The following is a 14,853-nucleotide window of genomic DNA, read 5'->3' on the forward strand; positions in this document are numbered from 1 at the left end:
TGAAGCCTGGCTCCCTCGCCAGGGAGTCCGGCCCATCGAGGAGCCATTGATATGAAATACATCTCGACGCGCGGGGGCATGGCCCCGCTCGAATTCTCCGACATCCTGCTCGAAGGCCTGGCGCCCGACGGCGGGCTGGCCGTGCCGCAGACGCTGCCCCAGGTCTCCGCTGAAACGCTGGAATCCTGGCGCGGCCTGTCGTATGCCGACCTGGCATTCGAAGTGCTGTCGCTGTTCGCCACGGACATTCCTGCGGACGACCTGCGCCGTCTGACTCGCGCCGCCTACACGCCGCAAATCTTCAGCAGCGAGGACATCGTGCCGCTGCGTCCGCTCGACGGCGGGCTGTCGTTGCTGGGCTTGTCGGAAGGGCCGACGCTGGCGTTCAAGGACATGGCCATGCAGTTTCTTGGCCAGGTTTTCGAATACGTGCTGGAAAAGCGCGGCACCACGCTGAACATCGTGGGCGCCACCTCCGGCGACACGGGCTCGGCGGCGGAATACGCGCTTCGCGGCAAGAAGGGCGTGGCGGTGTTCATGCTGTCGCCGCACGGCCGCATGAGCGCCTTCCAGCGCGCGCAGATGTATTCGCTGCAAGACGAGAACATCCACAACATCGCCGTGCGCGGCGTGTTCGACCAGGCGCAAGACATCGTCAAGTCGCTGGCCGGCGACCTGGACTTCAAGAACCGGTATCGCCTGGGCGCCGTGAACTCGATCAACTGGGCGCGCATTGCCGCCCAGGTCGTCTACTACTTCCACGGCTGGCTGCGCGCCACCGAACGCGCCGGACAGCAAGTGTCCTTTGCCGTGCCGTCGGGCAACTTCGGCAACATCCTGTCGGGTCACATTGCCCGCCGCATGGGCTTGCCGATCCGCCGCCTCGTGCTCGCCACGAACGAGAACAACGTGCTGGAAGAGTTTTTCCGTACCGGCGTGTATCGTCCGCGTCCCGCCGAGCAGACGTACGCCACCTCCAGCCCGTCGATGGATATCTCGCGCGCCTCCAACTTCGAGCGCTTCGTGTTCGATCTGGTGGGCCGCGATACCGATCGCGTGAAGGCGCTGTGGACGGCGCTGCCGCGGGATGGCGCGTTCGATCTGTCCGACATGAAGGATCAGTTCGAGTCGCAGTATGGCTTCGTGTCGGGCGCCAGCTCGCATGTGGACCGTCTGGCGACGATTCGCGCCTTGTACGACGCTACTGGCGTGCTGGTTGACCCGCACACCGCGGATGGCGTGAAGGTCGCGCGCGAATTCGTCGAGCCGGGCATTCCCATGCTCGTGCTGGAAACCGCGCTGCCGGCCAAGTTCTCCGAGACCATCGAGGAAGCGCTTGGCCGTCCCGCGACGCCGCCCGGCAACCTCGCCGATCTTGAATCGCTGCCGCAGCGCGTCGAAGTGATGGACTGCGACGAAGCGTCCGTACGCCGTTTCATCGAGGCGCACGCCAAGGTGTAAGCACGCTTGCCGCTTGTATACGGTTGCAACCCCTCTCAGGCGCGCCCTTAGAGGGGTTTTTCTTTATTGGGGCCGGGTCCGATTACGTTCTTAAGCATTTTGCGCACAACCCGACACGATTTTAGGGGTCGATTCGGCTAGAGTGAAATCACTATTCAACACTCGGAGAACACGACCATGAACCTGAAGACCATGACGTTGGCCCTGGTGATGACCGGCGTTGGAGTACTGGCCGGATGCTCGTCGCCTTCGGTTATCAACCAACGCGACGGATCTTCGACCGTAGCGCCCGACGAGCCCGAATACGACAAGAAGTCGGGCATGTATGAATACGAACAGAACGGCAAGAAGGTTCAGATCAACAAGGACGACGTGAAGTCGATCGAAGAGGTCAAGTAAGCCAGCCTGACTCTTTAGTGTCTGCACCAAGCAAAAGCCCCGGCTGTCATGGCCGGGGCTTTTGTTTTGCTGCGCGACGAACGGACGCTGTTTACTTGCCCGCGTCCTCGGCGTGGTAGCGGCCCACGCGTTCGACTTCGTTCTTGGAACCCAGGATCACGCTCACGCGCTGGTGCAGCTTTTCAGGCTGGATGTCCATGATGCGCTGCGTGCCGTTGATGGCCGCGCCGCCCGCCTGTTCGATCAGGAAGCTCATGGGGTTGGCTTCGTACATCAGGCGCAGCTTGCCGGCCTTGCCGGGTTCGCGCGCGTCCCACGGGTACATGAAGATGCCGCCGCGGGTCAGGATGCGATGCACGTCCGCCACCATCGAGGCGATCCAGCGCATGTTGAAATCCTTGCCCAACGGGCCGGTGGAGCCAGCCAGGCAGTCGTCGATGTAGCGCTTGACCGGCGGGGCCCAGTGCCGCATGTTCGACATGTTGATGGCGAATTCCTTGGTGTCTTCCGGCACGCGGATGTTCTCGTGCGTCAGCACCCACGATCCCATTTCGCGATCCAGCGTGAAGCCCACGACGCCGTTGCCGATGGTCAGCACCAGCATCGTCTGGGGACCGTAGACGGCGTAGCCGGCCACCACCTGCTTGTTGCCCGGCTGCAGGAAGTCGTCTTCGCAGACGGGGGCGCCCGACACATCATGCGGCGCGTGCAGCACCGAAAAGATGGTGCCGATGGAGACGTTCACGTCGATGTTCGACGAGCCATCCAGGGGATCAAACAGCAGCAGGTATTCGCCCTTGGGGTAGCGGTTCGGGATCAGATGGATGGTTTCCATTTCTTCCGAGGCCATGGCCGCCAGGTGGCCGCCCCATTCGTTGGCTTCTAGCAGGATCTCGTTGGACAGCACGTCCAGCTTCTTCTGGACTTCGCCCTGGACGTTTTCGCTTTCCAGGCTGCCAAGCACGCCGCCCAGCGCGCCCTTGCTGACCGCATGGCTGATGGCCTTGCAGGCGCGCGCCACCACTTCGATGAGCAGCCGGACTTCCGGCGCCAGGGCTTGGGCGGAGCGTTGCTGCTCCACCAGGTATTGAGTCAGTGTTTTACGTTTCAAAAGGATCTCCCTATGCGGCGAATTCTAAAGCCTTGGATACGATTTCCTGCACGTTGCGCGACAGGCCGTCGTGCTGGCGCACTTGTTCAAGCGCGGCCTGCATGGGCACGCGCAGCGTGGGGACGAAGCGCGACCAGTTGTCCAGCGCACGTGCCAGGCGCGCGGCGATTTCCGGGTTCAGCGCGTCCAGCGCCAGCACCTGCTCGGCCCAGAAGGCATAGCCCGAGCCGTCCGGATGGTGCATGCCGCGGGCGTTGTTGAGGCAGAACTGGAAAATCAGCGCGCGGGCGCGATTGGGGTTGCGCAGCGTGAAGGCCGGGTGCTTCATCAGCTCGCGGGCGGTCTGCACGGTTGTCGAGCGGGCGGCCGCCTGCAACGCGAACCACTTGTCCACCACCAGCGGATTGGCGCTCCATTTCGTATAGAAAGCGGCCAGGGCCTGCTGCGGGAAGTCGCCTTGTCCGAAATTGATCAGGGCAGTCAGCGCGGCCATGCTGTCGGTCATGTTGCCCGCATTGGCGTACTGTTGTTCGGCCAGGCGCTGAGGTTCGGGCTCGCCGGCCGCCATCAGGTGGCTGAGCGCCAGATTCTTCAGGGCGCGCATGCCGGCGGGAATCGGGGCAGGGCTGTACTCGCCCGGCGTCTGGTTCTCGTCGAAGGCGCGGCGGAACTCGGCCCGGAGTTGACGGCCCAGTTCGGCGCGCAGGAAGTCGCGTGCCACGGCCAGAGCGGGCGGATCCACCTGCTGCATGCGTTCGGCCAGTGTCTTTTCCGACGGCAGCGCCAAGGCGCGCGCACGGTAGGCGGCATCCAGTGCGGGATCGGTGAGCAACGCGCGCCAGGCGTCGATGAAAGCCGCCTCGGCGTGCAGCGTACGGCCCGCCTGGCGGGCGTCCGCCAGCGCCAGAATCTGGCGGGTGGCCAGTTCCTGGCCGGCTTCCCACCGCGCGAACGGATTGCCATCGTGTGCGGACAGCAGCGCCAGTTCTTCGTTGGACCAGTCGTAATCCACGATGACCGGCGCGGAGAAGTCGCGCAGCAGCGAAGGCACGGGCCGTTCGGCGATATCTTCGAACACCCATTGCTGGCTTTGCGTGGTCAGTTCCAACAGTGCGGTGTCCACGACGGCGCCCTCGTGGCGCAGCGGCAGCGCGTTGCCATCGCGGTCCAGCAGGCCGATCGCAAAGGGAATGTGGAAGGGCGCTTTGACGTAGTCGGGGCCGGCCTTCTTTTCGACGCCGACGGGCGGGCACGACTGGGTAAGTGTCACGGTGCAACAGCGCGCGGCGGCGTCGTGATCGAGCCTGACCGAAACGCGGGGCGTGCCGGCCTGCCGGTACCAGCGGCGAAACACTGACAGGTCGCGGCCGGGATGCTGTTTGACGTAAACCGATTCCATAGCGGCGACGAAATCGTCGCACGTGACGGCCTGGCCGTCGTGGCGGCGGAAGTATTCGTCCATGCCCGCGCGGAAGCCGGTTTCGCCCAGCAGCGTGTGCTGCATGCGGATGACCTCTGCGCCTTTTTCATACACGGTGGCCGTGTAGAAGTTGCCGATCTCCTGGTAGCTTTCCGGACGGATCGGATGCGCCATGGGGCCGGCGTCTTCGGGGAACTGCGCGGCGCGCAGCGCCACGACGTCATCGATGCGCTTGACGGCGCGCGCGCTGGCCGCGGCTGCGGCGTCCATGTCGCGCGCCATCATGTCAGCGCTGAATTCCTGGTCGCGGAAGACTGTCAGGCCTTCTTTCAGGCTCAGTTGGAACCAGTCGCGGCAGGTGACGCGGTTGCCGGTCCAGTTGTGGAAGTATTCATGCCCAATGACCGATTCGATACCTTCGTAGTTCGCGTCGGTGGCCGTCTGCGGATCGGCCAGCACGTAAGCCGCGTTGAAGATATTCAGGCCTTTGTTTTCCATGGCTCCCATATTGAAGTCATGGACGGCCACGATCATGAAGCGGTCCAGGTCCAGTTCAAGCCCGAAGCGGCTTTCGTCCCAGCGCAGCGAACGCACCAGCGAATCCAGCGCCCATTCGGTCTTGGTTTCGGAGCCGGGGTCGCTGTAGACCTGCAGCAGCACATCGCGGCCACTGACCGTCTTGACTGTGGTTTCGCGATGCGTGAGGTTGCCCGCCACCAGCGCGAACAGATAGCAGGGCTTGGGGAACGGATCTTCCCATTCGACCTCGTTGCGGCCGTCGGGCAGCTGGCGCGAGGCGATCAGGTTGCCGTTGGACAGCAGCACGGGATACTCGGGCTGCGCGCGCAGCGTCACGCGATAACGCGACATGACGTCGGGGCGGTCAGCAAACCACGTAATGCGGCGGAAGCCTTCGGCCTCGCATTGCGTGAAGAAATTGCCGCCCGACACGTACAAACCCATCAGGGTGGAGTTGGCGGACGGCTTGCAGCGGCTGACGATTTCAACCGTGGCGTCGGCGGGCAGGCCACGCAGCGTGAGGGTGTGCTCGGACAGCTGGTAGCTGGCGGCGGGCAGCGGCTCGCCATTCACGCCTACCGACACGAGTTCCAACTCTTCTCCGTCCAGGATCAGGGCGGCGTCTGCGCTGGCCTCAGGCCTGCGCTGCACGTGCATCGTGCAGCGCACTTCGGTCGCGTCGGGCGCGAGGTCGAAGGCGAGGGCGACTTCGGGAATTTCGTAGGGGTAGGGCTGGTAATCCTTGCGGTAAACGGTAACGGGCGTGTCGGTGCGCATGGGATTTGCAGTCCTGTATGAACAAGAAGGCTATTGTAGTGGCTGGCCGATGAGCGGAACCTTGGGCTTACGGGCTAGCCTGAAAACTTTTGGCAAGCGCTTATGTCAAAGCTCGTTATGATGGCGCCGTCGTGCGCTGAAGGAGTTGCAAATGTCCAGGTCGTCTTGGTTCAGCAGTCTTGGCCGGTGGGCCGGTATTCTTGCCGTCCTGGGGGCGATGACGTTGACGGGCTGCGCCGCGCCGACCGTCTCGGCCCGCGTGACGTCGTTTCAGCAATGGCCGGCGGCTGTCGAAGGCCAGACCTATCAGTTTGTTCCCGCCGACCCATCCCAAATCAATAATCTGGAATATCAGTCGTTCCAGGACATGGTGCGCGCGGGTATCGGCGCTACGGGTCTGGTCGAAGCCCGCCAAGGCGTAAAGGCCCGCTTCGAGGTGTCGTTCCGTTATGGCACCACACAGACGCAGGTGATGGTGCGCCGTCCGTACGATCCGTATTTCTATGGCGGCTATGGCAGTTTTTATGGGCCAGGACCGTGGGGCATGGGCGCGGGTTTCTGGGGGCCGGACTGGGTCGACGTGCCCATGGTGGTCCAGCGCAATTCGCTGTCGCTCTTCATACGGGATACCCAGCAGGGCGGTGCCGAGGTATACCGTTCGACCGCCTTCATATTGAGCGAGCGCGACGATTTGCTTCGCACCATGCCCTATCTGGTGCGCGCCATATTCGACAATTTCCCCGGCAATAACGGCGCTGAACGCGAGATTCAATTCCCCGCGCGTTGAGCCGGGAAGGTTCTCGGCGGTGGTTTCCTAAAATAAAAACGGCGCACCATGATGGTGCGCCGTTTTTATTTCTTACTGAGGAATAGGTTTTATTCCTTGATAAGAAAACTCTCGCGGGTTGCGCCGCCGGCTTCTTCGGCAGCGAGCCAGCGCGGCGCCTTGCCGCGGCCGCTCCAGGTTTCTCCGGTTTGCGGGTGGCGATACTTGGGCGCCACCGCGCGCTTCGCGGCGCCGCCTGCGCGGGCGGGGGCGCCGGCCTTGCGGCGGCCACCCGTGGCAGCGCGGGCGGGCTTGCCGGCGCCGTACGCGGCGATGATTTCTTCAGGCGTGATGTCGTACTCGCGCATCGACGTGATGATGGACGTGATCACCGGCTTGCGGCGCTTCGTCTGGAGGACTTCGGCCTTCTTTTGGAGCTTGTTGATTTCCTTTTCGATCTTTGCTTGCAGAGCTGCGTAGGTTTCTCGGGCCATGGTTTATTCCTGATTATGGAACTGCTTTAATCGCCGGCGAAGTTATTTATTTGTTGTGCTTCGCATAATACAGAATTTAAGTCGGGGTATCGTCATTCTCAGACTAATTACTTTGTATCAAAAGCGCGGGAAGACTTATCGCTTGCGGGTCGCCGCAATTTTCACAACATAGGAAGCAATATCTTAAATTTGGGACAAACTGAAACAACCGGCTGCTTGGCTAACGGGTTTGCATTGGGATCGTTGATTGTCGGACAACCCCAAGAATGGCTTGCAGGCTGACGAAATCGTCCGTCTGCAAGCCAGCGCGGGGAACTATCGATGCGAGTCTGGCGTCAATAACCGAGCGCTCGCTGCGTGCTGAATTTGTCGCAAACGCACGCGTTATACATTATGGCTTTGTGACCCCCCTGCGTTGGTATACCCCTGGAACAACGGTGTTCCGTCCCTCGGATTTCATTTTGTTGTCAGGTCGTACGACAAGATCGAAATCGTCTGATAGGCAATGCGGTCCGGGCGCAATTGCTTAACTTGATACTTAACTTGATGCCCAGTATGCCGCCCCCATCTGTATGGGCAAGATAATGCGAGATCATTTTGTCCCGCATGGCGTGCCGCATTTGCCACTACGGCGCACCGCGACTTTTGGTCTCCGGCGCGACGCCGGTCCTTGTCGGCGGTACGATACGGTCTTGAGCGCCATGACGCGCATGCGCGGCCCCGGTGCCGTTCCTGAACTGAGCCTATGAAAATCATCGATCCCGCCATTGCTTCCCTGGCCACTGCCAAATCCCTTCTGCTCGACCCCTGGGGTCTGACCGAAGCGGACATGGCGCGGGCACTGGGTGAAATCTTCACCCACAAGGTCGATTACGCCGACCTGTATTTCCAGTACACGCGCAGCGAAGGCTGGAGTCTTGAAGAAGGGATTGTGAAGACGGGCAGTTTCTCCATCAGCCAGGGCGTGGGTGTCCGGGCCGTCAGCGGGGAAAAGACCGCATTCGCCTATTCGGATTCCCTGTCGCCCGACGCGCTGCTGTCGTCGGCGCACGCCGTGCGCGGCATCGCGCGCCGCGGCGCCGGCAAGGTCAAGGTCGCCGCTCACGTCGAGGCCGAGATGGGCCGTAGCCTGTATGCGGACATCGACCCCGTCGCCAGCCTCAGCGCGCCCGAAAAGGTCGCACTGCTCGAGCGCATCGAGCGCATGGCGCGGGCGCGCGATCCCCACGTGATCCAGGTCATGGCCGGACTGGGCGCGGAATATGACGTGGTGCTGGTCGCGGGCAGCGACGGCCGCCTGGCCGCAGACGTGCGTCCCCTGGTGCGCCTGTCGCTCACCGTGATTGCCGAACGCAATGGCCGTCGCGAAATGGGTCACGCCGGCGGCGGTGGCCGGCTGGGCCTGGCCTACTTCACCGACGAGATGCTGCAGGGCTATGTCGAGCGCGCGGTGCACGAAGCCATGGTCAACCTCGAGGCGCGTCCCGCACCGGCCGGCGAAATGACGGTTGTCCTGGGCTCGGGCTGGCCCGGCATCCTGCTGCACGAAGCCGTCGGCCATGGCCTGGAAGGCGACTTCAACCGCAAGGGATCCAGCGTGTTCTCCGGCCGCATCGGCGAGCGCGTGGCGTCCAAGGGCGTCACCGTGATCGACGACGGCACGATTCCCGACCGCCGCGGTTCGCTCAACATCGACGACGAAGGCAATGCCACGCAACGCAATGTCCTGATCGAAGACGGCATTCTGCGCGGCTACATGCAGGACACGCTGAATGCGCGCCTGATGAAGACCGCCGCCACCGGCAACGGCCGCCGCGAATCCTTCGCGCACCTGCCCATGCCGCGCATGACCAACACGTACATGCTGGCCGGCGACAAGCCCGCCGACGAAATCGTCGCCTCGGTCAAGCGGGGCCTGTATGCCGTCAACTTTGGCGGCGGCCAGGTCGACATCACCAACGGCAAGTTTGTGTTCTCGGCCTCCGAGGCCTACATGATCGAAGACGGCAAGGTCACGTATCCGGTCAAGGGCGCCACGCTCATCGGCAATGGCCCCGACGCCATGAACCGCGTCACCATGATCGGCAACGACCTGCAGCTGGACTCTGGCGTGGGCACCTGCGGCAAGGACGGCCAGAGCGTGCCCGTCGGTGTCGGCATGCCGACGGTCCGCATGGAAGGCCTGACGGTCGGCGGCACGGCCTGATGCCATAAATGGGGGCGGCATCCGGCAAAAATCCGGCGTGACGCCCTCAAAAAACTGTGCTAGAGTCGGTCCCCATGAAATTCGCGTCCCCCGCCTTTTATTTTTATTTTTTTGGTTTTCTGAAGCCGCTGGCGGAGGAAGGGACGCGCTCAATCTGAAGTTTGGACAGAATCCCCCCAAAAAAGCCGCCAGCAAATCTGGCGGCTTTTTTTTATGCCGCCGTGGCGGGCAACCCAGGAGCAGTACCGTGTCGCACAACACCGATGACCTTCGTATTCGAGAAATCAAGGAACTGAATCCGCCCTCGCACGTGATGCGCGAGTTCGCGTGCACCAAGGAGGCGTCCGAGACCGTCTTCGCCGCGCGGCAAGGCATGCACCGCATCCTGCACGGCATGGACGATCGCATGATCGTCGTGATCGGTCCGTGTTCCATCCACGACACGCGCGCCGCCATCGAATACGCCAAGCGTCTGAAGCCCGTGCGCGACCGCCTGAGCGCGGACCTGGAAATCGTGATGCGCGTGTACTTCGAGAAGCCGCGCACGACCGTGGGCTGGAAAGGCCTGATCAACGATCCCGACCTGGACGGCAGCTTCGACATCAACAAGGGCGTGCGCGTCGCCCGCGAACTGCTGCTGGACATCAACAGCATGGGCTTGCCGGCGGGATGCGAGTTCCTGGACATGATTACGCCGCAGTACATCGCGGATCTGGTCTCCTGGGGGGCGATCGGGGCGCGCACGACGGAGAGCCAGGTGCACCGCGAGCTGGCGTCGGGCCTGTCGTGTCCGGTGGGATTCAAGAACGGCACGGACGGCAACGTGAAGATCGCCGTCGATGCGATCAAGGCGGCCTCGCAGCCGCACCATTTCCTGTCGGTGACCAAGGGCGGCCATTCGGCCATCGTGTCCACGGCGGGCAACGAGGACTGCCACGTCATCCTGCGCGGCGGCAAGACGCCGAATTACGACGCGGCCAGCGTGGACGCCGCTTGCCAGGACGTGTCCAAGGCCGGTCTCGCGCAGCGCATCATGGTCGACGCCAGCCACGCCAACAGCAGCAAGAAGCCGGAGAATCAGCCGCTCGTCGTCGAAGATGTGGCGCGCCAGATGGAAGCCGGCGATGCGCGCCTGGTCGGCGTCATGGTCGAAAGCCATCTGCTGGGCGGCCGCCAGGACATGGTGCCGGGGCAGCCGCTGGTGTACGGCCAGAGCATTACCGACGGCTGCATCGACTGGGATGCGTCCGTGGCCGTGCTGGAGCGCCTGGCGCAAGCCGTGCGCGAACGCCGCCGCGTGGCGCTGACCTCTGGCAAGTAAATCCGGCAAGTAAATCCGGCAAGTGATTCCGGCAAGCGATTCCGGCAAGCGATTCCGGAAAATGAGGGGGATTCACGCCGCGCACCCTCAGCCTGGGACGGTGTGCGGCGCAGCACGCGAGGCGGCGTAGAATATTCGGATTATCGAACCCGGGAAACCACGAGATCATGAACGCTCCCTTGCACGCCGAATCGTTGCGCCGCGCGGTTCCGGCCGCCTGTCTGGATGCCTTGCGTGCGCACTTTGGCGACCGCCTGTCGGAATCGGCTGCCGTGCGCGAACACCATGGCCGCGACGAATCGCCTTACCCCGCCATGCTGCCCGACGCCGTGGTCTTCGCGCACTCGACGGAAGATGTGGCATTCGTCGCCAAGGTGTGCAACGAGCACCGCGTTCCCTTGATCCCGTACGGCGCCGGCTCGTCGCTCGAAGGCCACATTCTTGCGATCCAGGGCGGCATCAGCCTGGACCTGTCGCAGATGAACAAGGTCCTCGCCATCAACGCCGAAGACCTCACCGCCACGGTGCAGGCCGGCGTGCTGCGCAAGCAGCTTAACGAAGAGATCCGCAGCACCGGTCTGTTCTTTCCGATTGACCCGGGCGCTGACGCCAGCCTGGGCGGCATGGCCGCCACCCGCGCGTCGGGCACCAACGCCGTGCGCTACGGCACGATGCGCGAAAACGTCATGTCGCTGACCGTCGTCACCGCGGACGGCCGCATCATCCGCACCGCGGGCCGCGCCCGCAAGTCGTCGGCCGGCTACGACCTGACGCGCATTTTCGTGGGCAGCGAGGGCACGCTCGGCATCATCACCGAAGTGACCGTGCGCTTGTATCCACAGCCCGAAGCCGTGTCCGCCGCCGTCTGCAATTTCCCGACGCTGGACGCCGCCGTGCAGAGCGTGATCGAGATCATCCAGATGGGCGTGCCGATCGCGCGCGTCGAGTTCATGGACGCCGCCAGCGTGCGTGCCGTCAACCTGCACAGCAAGCTGACCCTGCGCGAAACGCCGCTGCTGGTATTTGAGTTTCACGGCAGCCCCGCCGGCGTGCAGGAGCAGGCCGAAACCGTGCAGGCCATCACGGCCGAACACGGCGGCATGGACTTTGAATGGGCCGAGCGTCCCGAAGACCGCAGCCGCCTCTGGACTGCGCGCCACAACGCGTATTTTGCGGGCCTGCAGTTGCGTCCCGGCTGCCGCGCCAGCACCACCGACGTCTGCGTGCCGATTTCGCGTTTGGCCGACTGCGTGCGCGACACCGTCGAGGAACTGGACCGCGCAAGCTTCCCGTACACGATCGTCGGCCACGTGGGCGACGGCAACTTCCATGTGCTGATGCTGCTGGACGCTGACAACGCGCAGGAATGGCAGGAATCGGAAGCGATCAATCACAACCTCGTGCGCCGCGCCATCGCTGCCGATGGCACCTGCACGGGCGAGCACGGCGTCGGCCTGCACAAGATGCAGTTCATGGCGGAAGAACACGGCGAAGACGCGCTGGATCTGATGCGCAGTCTGAAGCACGCGTTTGACCCGAACAACATCCTGAATCCAGGCAAGATCGTGTCCTGGTAATCAACAGGGGGAGGCTGCAAACGCCTCCCTCGATCCGTCAGCGCCTGCTGCTTTTACGCGACAGGCTGCTTCACGGTTTACGGCCGGTTACGTATGAACTGGCCGCAAATGCCGGTAAATGCGTCAGGTGCGGGTAAATCCCGGCCTGATTAACATGGGCACACGCGCTATTGTTGCGCTCATGAATTCACTGGTCGAAACCGGCCTGGCACAAGTGCAGGCGCCTTATTCGCAGCAGCAGCTCATCGAGGCGTTGTCGGCCGCGTTGCCCGCGCACTGTGTGCTTTATCGCGAAGAAGACACCCGTCCTTACGAATGCGATGGCCTATCCCTTTACCGCTCGATTCCCGCGGTCGTCGCCCTGCCCGAAACGGAAGCGCAGGTGCAGGCCATCATGCGCATCTGCAAGCGCCTGAACGCGCCTATTGTCGCGCGCGGCGCCGGAACGGGATTGTCGGGCGGCGCCATGCCGCACAGCCAAGGCGTGTTGCTTGGGCTGTCCAAATTCAATCGGATCAAGCATATCGACCTGGCCAGCACGACCGCGATCGTCGAGCCGGGCGTGCGCAATCTTGCGATCTCCGAAGCCGTGTCGCCGTATGGGCTGTATTACGCGCCGGACCCATCGAGCCAGATCGCGTGCTCCATCGGCGGCAACGTCGCGGAAAATTCTGGCGGCGTGCATTGCCTGAAATACGGCCTGACTGTGCACAACGTGCTGCGCGTGCGTGTGGTCACAATCGACGGCGACGTGGTCGAACTGGGATCGCACGCGCCGGACGCGCCCGGACTGGACCTGTTGTCCGTGTTCGTCGGGTCAGAGGGCATGCTGGGCGTCGTGACCGAAGTGACCGTCAAGCTCATCCCCAAGCCGGCCTGCCAGCAGGTCGTCATGGCCAGTTTTTCCAGCGTCGAGGCGGCAGGCAATGCGGTCACGCAGGTGATCGCGGCAGGCATGATTCCGGCGGGTCTTGAAATGATGGACCGGCGCGCCACCCACATGGTCGAGCCGTTTGTCCGCGCGGGCTACGACATGGACGCGCAGGCCATCCTGCTGTGCGAATCGGACGGCACGCCCGAAGAGGTGGCGCACGAGATCGCGCGCATGGAGGCCGTGTTCCGGCAAGCCGGCGCCACGCGCTGCCAGGTGTCGGCATCCGAGGCGGAACGCTTGAAATTCTGGGCGGGGCGCAAGAACGCGTTTCCCGCTGCCGGGCGCGTGTCGCCCGATTACTACTGCATGGACGGCACGATACCGCGCCGTCATCTGGCGCGCGTACTGGGCGCCATTGAACAGATGGAAGACGAATTCGGCCTGCGATGCGCCAACGTCTTTCATGCTGGCGACGGCAATCTGCATCCGCTGATCCTGTTCGATTCGAATAAGCCGGACGAGGTGGAGCGCGCCGAGAAATTCGGTGCGGCCATCCTTGAGCTGTGCGTGCAAGTGGGAGGAACCGTGACCGGAGAGCACGGTGTGGGAATGGAGAAGATAAATCAAATGTGCGTGCAATTCTCTCGCGAAGAACTCGACGCGTTCCTGGCAGTCAAGCGGGCCTTTGATCCGCCGTGCCTGCTGAATCCTGAAAAGGTCATCCCCACGCTGGCACGCTGCGCCGAATACGGCAAGATGCACGTCCATGCGGGAGAACTGCGCTTCCCCGATCTCGCCCGTTTCTAGGACGTATCCCTTATGGATTTTGTCCTGTCGGAATTGTGCGACCAGGTCATGACGGCCCGTGCCGGCCACAAACCCCTGTTCGTGATGGGCGGCGGCAGCAAGCGGTTCTACGGTAACTACCGTCCCGTGCGGCCGCAGGATGGCCATTGCCTGCTGGATATGACGCCGTACCGCGGCATCGTCAGCTACCACCCATCCGAACTCGTCGTCACGGTGCGCGCCGGCACGCCGCTGGCCGAACTGGAGGCCGCGCTTGCCGAGCACGGCCAGATGCTGGCTTTCGAGCCGCCGCATTTTGCGCCGACCGCGACGGTGGGCGGCTGCGTCGCGGCCGGCCTGTCGGGCCCGCGCCGCATGAGCGCCGGCGCCTTGAAGGATTTCGTGCTCGGTGCGCAACTGCTGGATTCGGAAGGACGTATCCTTTCCTTCGGTGGCGAGGTCATGAAGAACGTGGCGGGCTATGACGTGTCGCGCCTCCTGGCCGGCTCGCACGGCATCTTCGGCGCCATCCTGGAGGTGTCGCTGAAGGTCGTGCCCAAGCCGATGGAAGAGATGACGCTGGCGTTGCCCGCGACGCAGGCGCAGGCACTGGCCAACTTTGCCTTCTGGCGGGGCAAGCCGCTGCCGATCTCGGCATCGAGCTGGTCAAGCGATGCCGACGGCGCGGACGGCATGACGATGGTGCGCCTGTCGGGCGCGCCGCCCGCGCTGGCCAGCGCGCGAGCGCTGATCGGCGGCGATGTACTGGCGCCGGATGCGGCCGACGCATGGTGGCGGTCGTTGCGCGAGCAGACGCACCCGTTCTTTGCGCCAGACCGGCCATTGTGGCGGCTGGCCCTGCCGCCAACCACCGTCGATCTGGAACTGGGGCCGACGCTGGTGGAGTGGGGCGGTGGCCAGCGTTGGCTGAGCGGTCCGCGCGATGCCGCTGAACTACGCGAGACGGCGGCCCGCCACGGCGGCCACGCGACGCTGTTCCGGCCCGCCGATACCCCGCCGCCCGCCGATGGCGTGTTCCATCCGCTTGCGCCGGGTGTCGGCGCAATCACCCGCAGGCTGAAGCAGGAACTCGATCCCGCCGGCCTCTTCAACCCCGGCCGCCTGGTCCTGGAGCTGTAGGA

11 protein-coding genes are annotated in these 14,853 nt (G+C 63.6%); 8 read left to right on the forward strand and 3 right to left on the reverse strand.

All coding sequences use genetic code 11. The features are described from left to right. Nucleotides 1-51: 51 nt before the first annotated feature. Both thrC and AC6CIE_RS12760 read left to right on the forward strand, forming a co-directional pair. Nucleotides 52-1,461 carry a threonine synthase gene (gene thrC, locus AC6CIE_RS12755; RefSeq protein ID WP_218345094.1) on the forward strand — a complete coding sequence of 470 codons (1,410 nt, stop codon included), beginning with the start codon at nt 52-54 and terminating at the stop codon, nt 1,459-1,461. A gap of 177 nt (nt 1,462-1,638) precedes the next feature. Next, nucleotides 1,639-1,860, forward strand: a complete 222-nt coding sequence (locus AC6CIE_RS12760) for a YgdI/YgdR family lipoprotein (RefSeq protein WP_056567306.1) — start codon at nt 1,639-1,641, stop codon at nt 1,858-1,860. A gap of 91 nt (nt 1,861-1,951) precedes the next feature. Here AC6CIE_RS12760 and AC6CIE_RS12765 read toward each other — a convergent pair whose 3' ends face one another. Continuing rightward, nucleotides 1,952-2,971, reverse strand: a complete 1,020-nt coding sequence (locus tag AC6CIE_RS12765; protein WP_175124626.1) for a class 1 fructose-bisphosphatase — start codon at nt 2,969-2,971, stop codon at nt 1,952-1,954. A 10-nt stretch (nt 2,972-2,981) separates the two neighbouring features. Then, the gene (pepN, locus tag AC6CIE_RS12770) at nt 2,982-5,687 is read right to left on the reverse strand and encodes an aminopeptidase N (protein WP_498092329.1); all 2,706 of its coding nucleotides are present in this window, start codon (nt 5,685-5,687) and stop codon (nt 2,982-2,984) included. A 151-nt stretch (nt 5,688-5,838) separates the two neighbouring features. Here pepN and AC6CIE_RS12775 point away from each other — a divergent pair, with 151 nt between their 5' ends. Further along, nucleotides 5,839-6,474 carry a DUF4136 domain-containing protein gene (locus AC6CIE_RS12775; RefSeq protein WP_498092330.1) on the forward strand — a complete coding sequence of 212 codons (636 nt, stop codon included), beginning with the start codon at nt 5,839-5,841 and terminating at the stop codon, nt 6,472-6,474. 89 nt (nt 6,475-6,563) lie between these two features. Here AC6CIE_RS12775 and AC6CIE_RS12780 read toward each other — a convergent pair whose 3' ends face one another. After that, complete coding sequence (locus tag AC6CIE_RS12780; RefSeq protein WP_218345091.1) at nt 6,564-6,947, reverse strand: H-NS histone family protein; 384 nt, start codon at nt 6,945-6,947, stop codon at nt 6,564-6,566. A gap of 745 nt (nt 6,948-7,692) precedes the next feature. Between AC6CIE_RS12780 and tldD the strand changes: the two genes are divergently transcribed. The 5 genes from tldD to glcE all read left to right on the forward strand — a co-directional run bounded on the left by tldD (nt 7,693) and on the right by glcE (nt 14,851). Then, nucleotides 7,693-9,153 (forward strand): metalloprotease TldD, encoded by a 1,461-nt coding sequence (gene tldD, locus AC6CIE_RS12785; protein WP_175124623.1) that lies wholly within the window; start codon nt 7,693-7,695, stop codon nt 9,151-9,153. A 247-nt stretch (nt 9,154-9,400) separates the two neighbouring features. Then, nucleotides 9,401-10,474 carry a 3-deoxy-7-phosphoheptulonate synthase AroG gene (gene aroG / locus AC6CIE_RS12790; RefSeq protein WP_175124622.1) on the forward strand — a complete coding sequence of 358 codons (1,074 nt, stop codon included), beginning with the start codon at nt 9,401-9,403 and terminating at the stop codon, nt 10,472-10,474. A 167-nt stretch (nt 10,475-10,641) separates the two neighbouring features. Then, nucleotides 10,642-12,051: an FAD-binding oxidoreductase gene (locus tag AC6CIE_RS12795; RefSeq protein ID WP_175124621.1), complete on the forward strand. Its 1,410-nt coding sequence runs from the start codon at nt 10,642-10,644 to the stop codon at nt 12,049-12,051. Between the two features lie 181 nt (nt 12,052-12,232). Then, on the forward strand, nt 12,233-13,732 hold the full coding sequence (locus AC6CIE_RS12800) for an FAD-linked oxidase C-terminal domain-containing protein (RefSeq protein WP_175138771.1): 1,500 nt from the start codon (nt 12,233-12,235) through the stop codon (nt 13,730-13,732). A 12-nt stretch (nt 13,733-13,744) separates the two neighbouring features. Continuing rightward, nucleotides 13,745-14,851 (forward strand): glycolate oxidase subunit GlcE, encoded by a 1,107-nt coding sequence (glcE, locus tag AC6CIE_RS12805; RefSeq protein ID WP_367351703.1) that lies wholly within the window; start codon nt 13,745-13,747, stop codon nt 14,849-14,851. Nucleotides 14,852-14,853 lie beyond the last annotated feature (2 nt).

The sequence above is a fragment of the Achromobacter sp. GQ309 genome, from assembly GCF_059759315.1.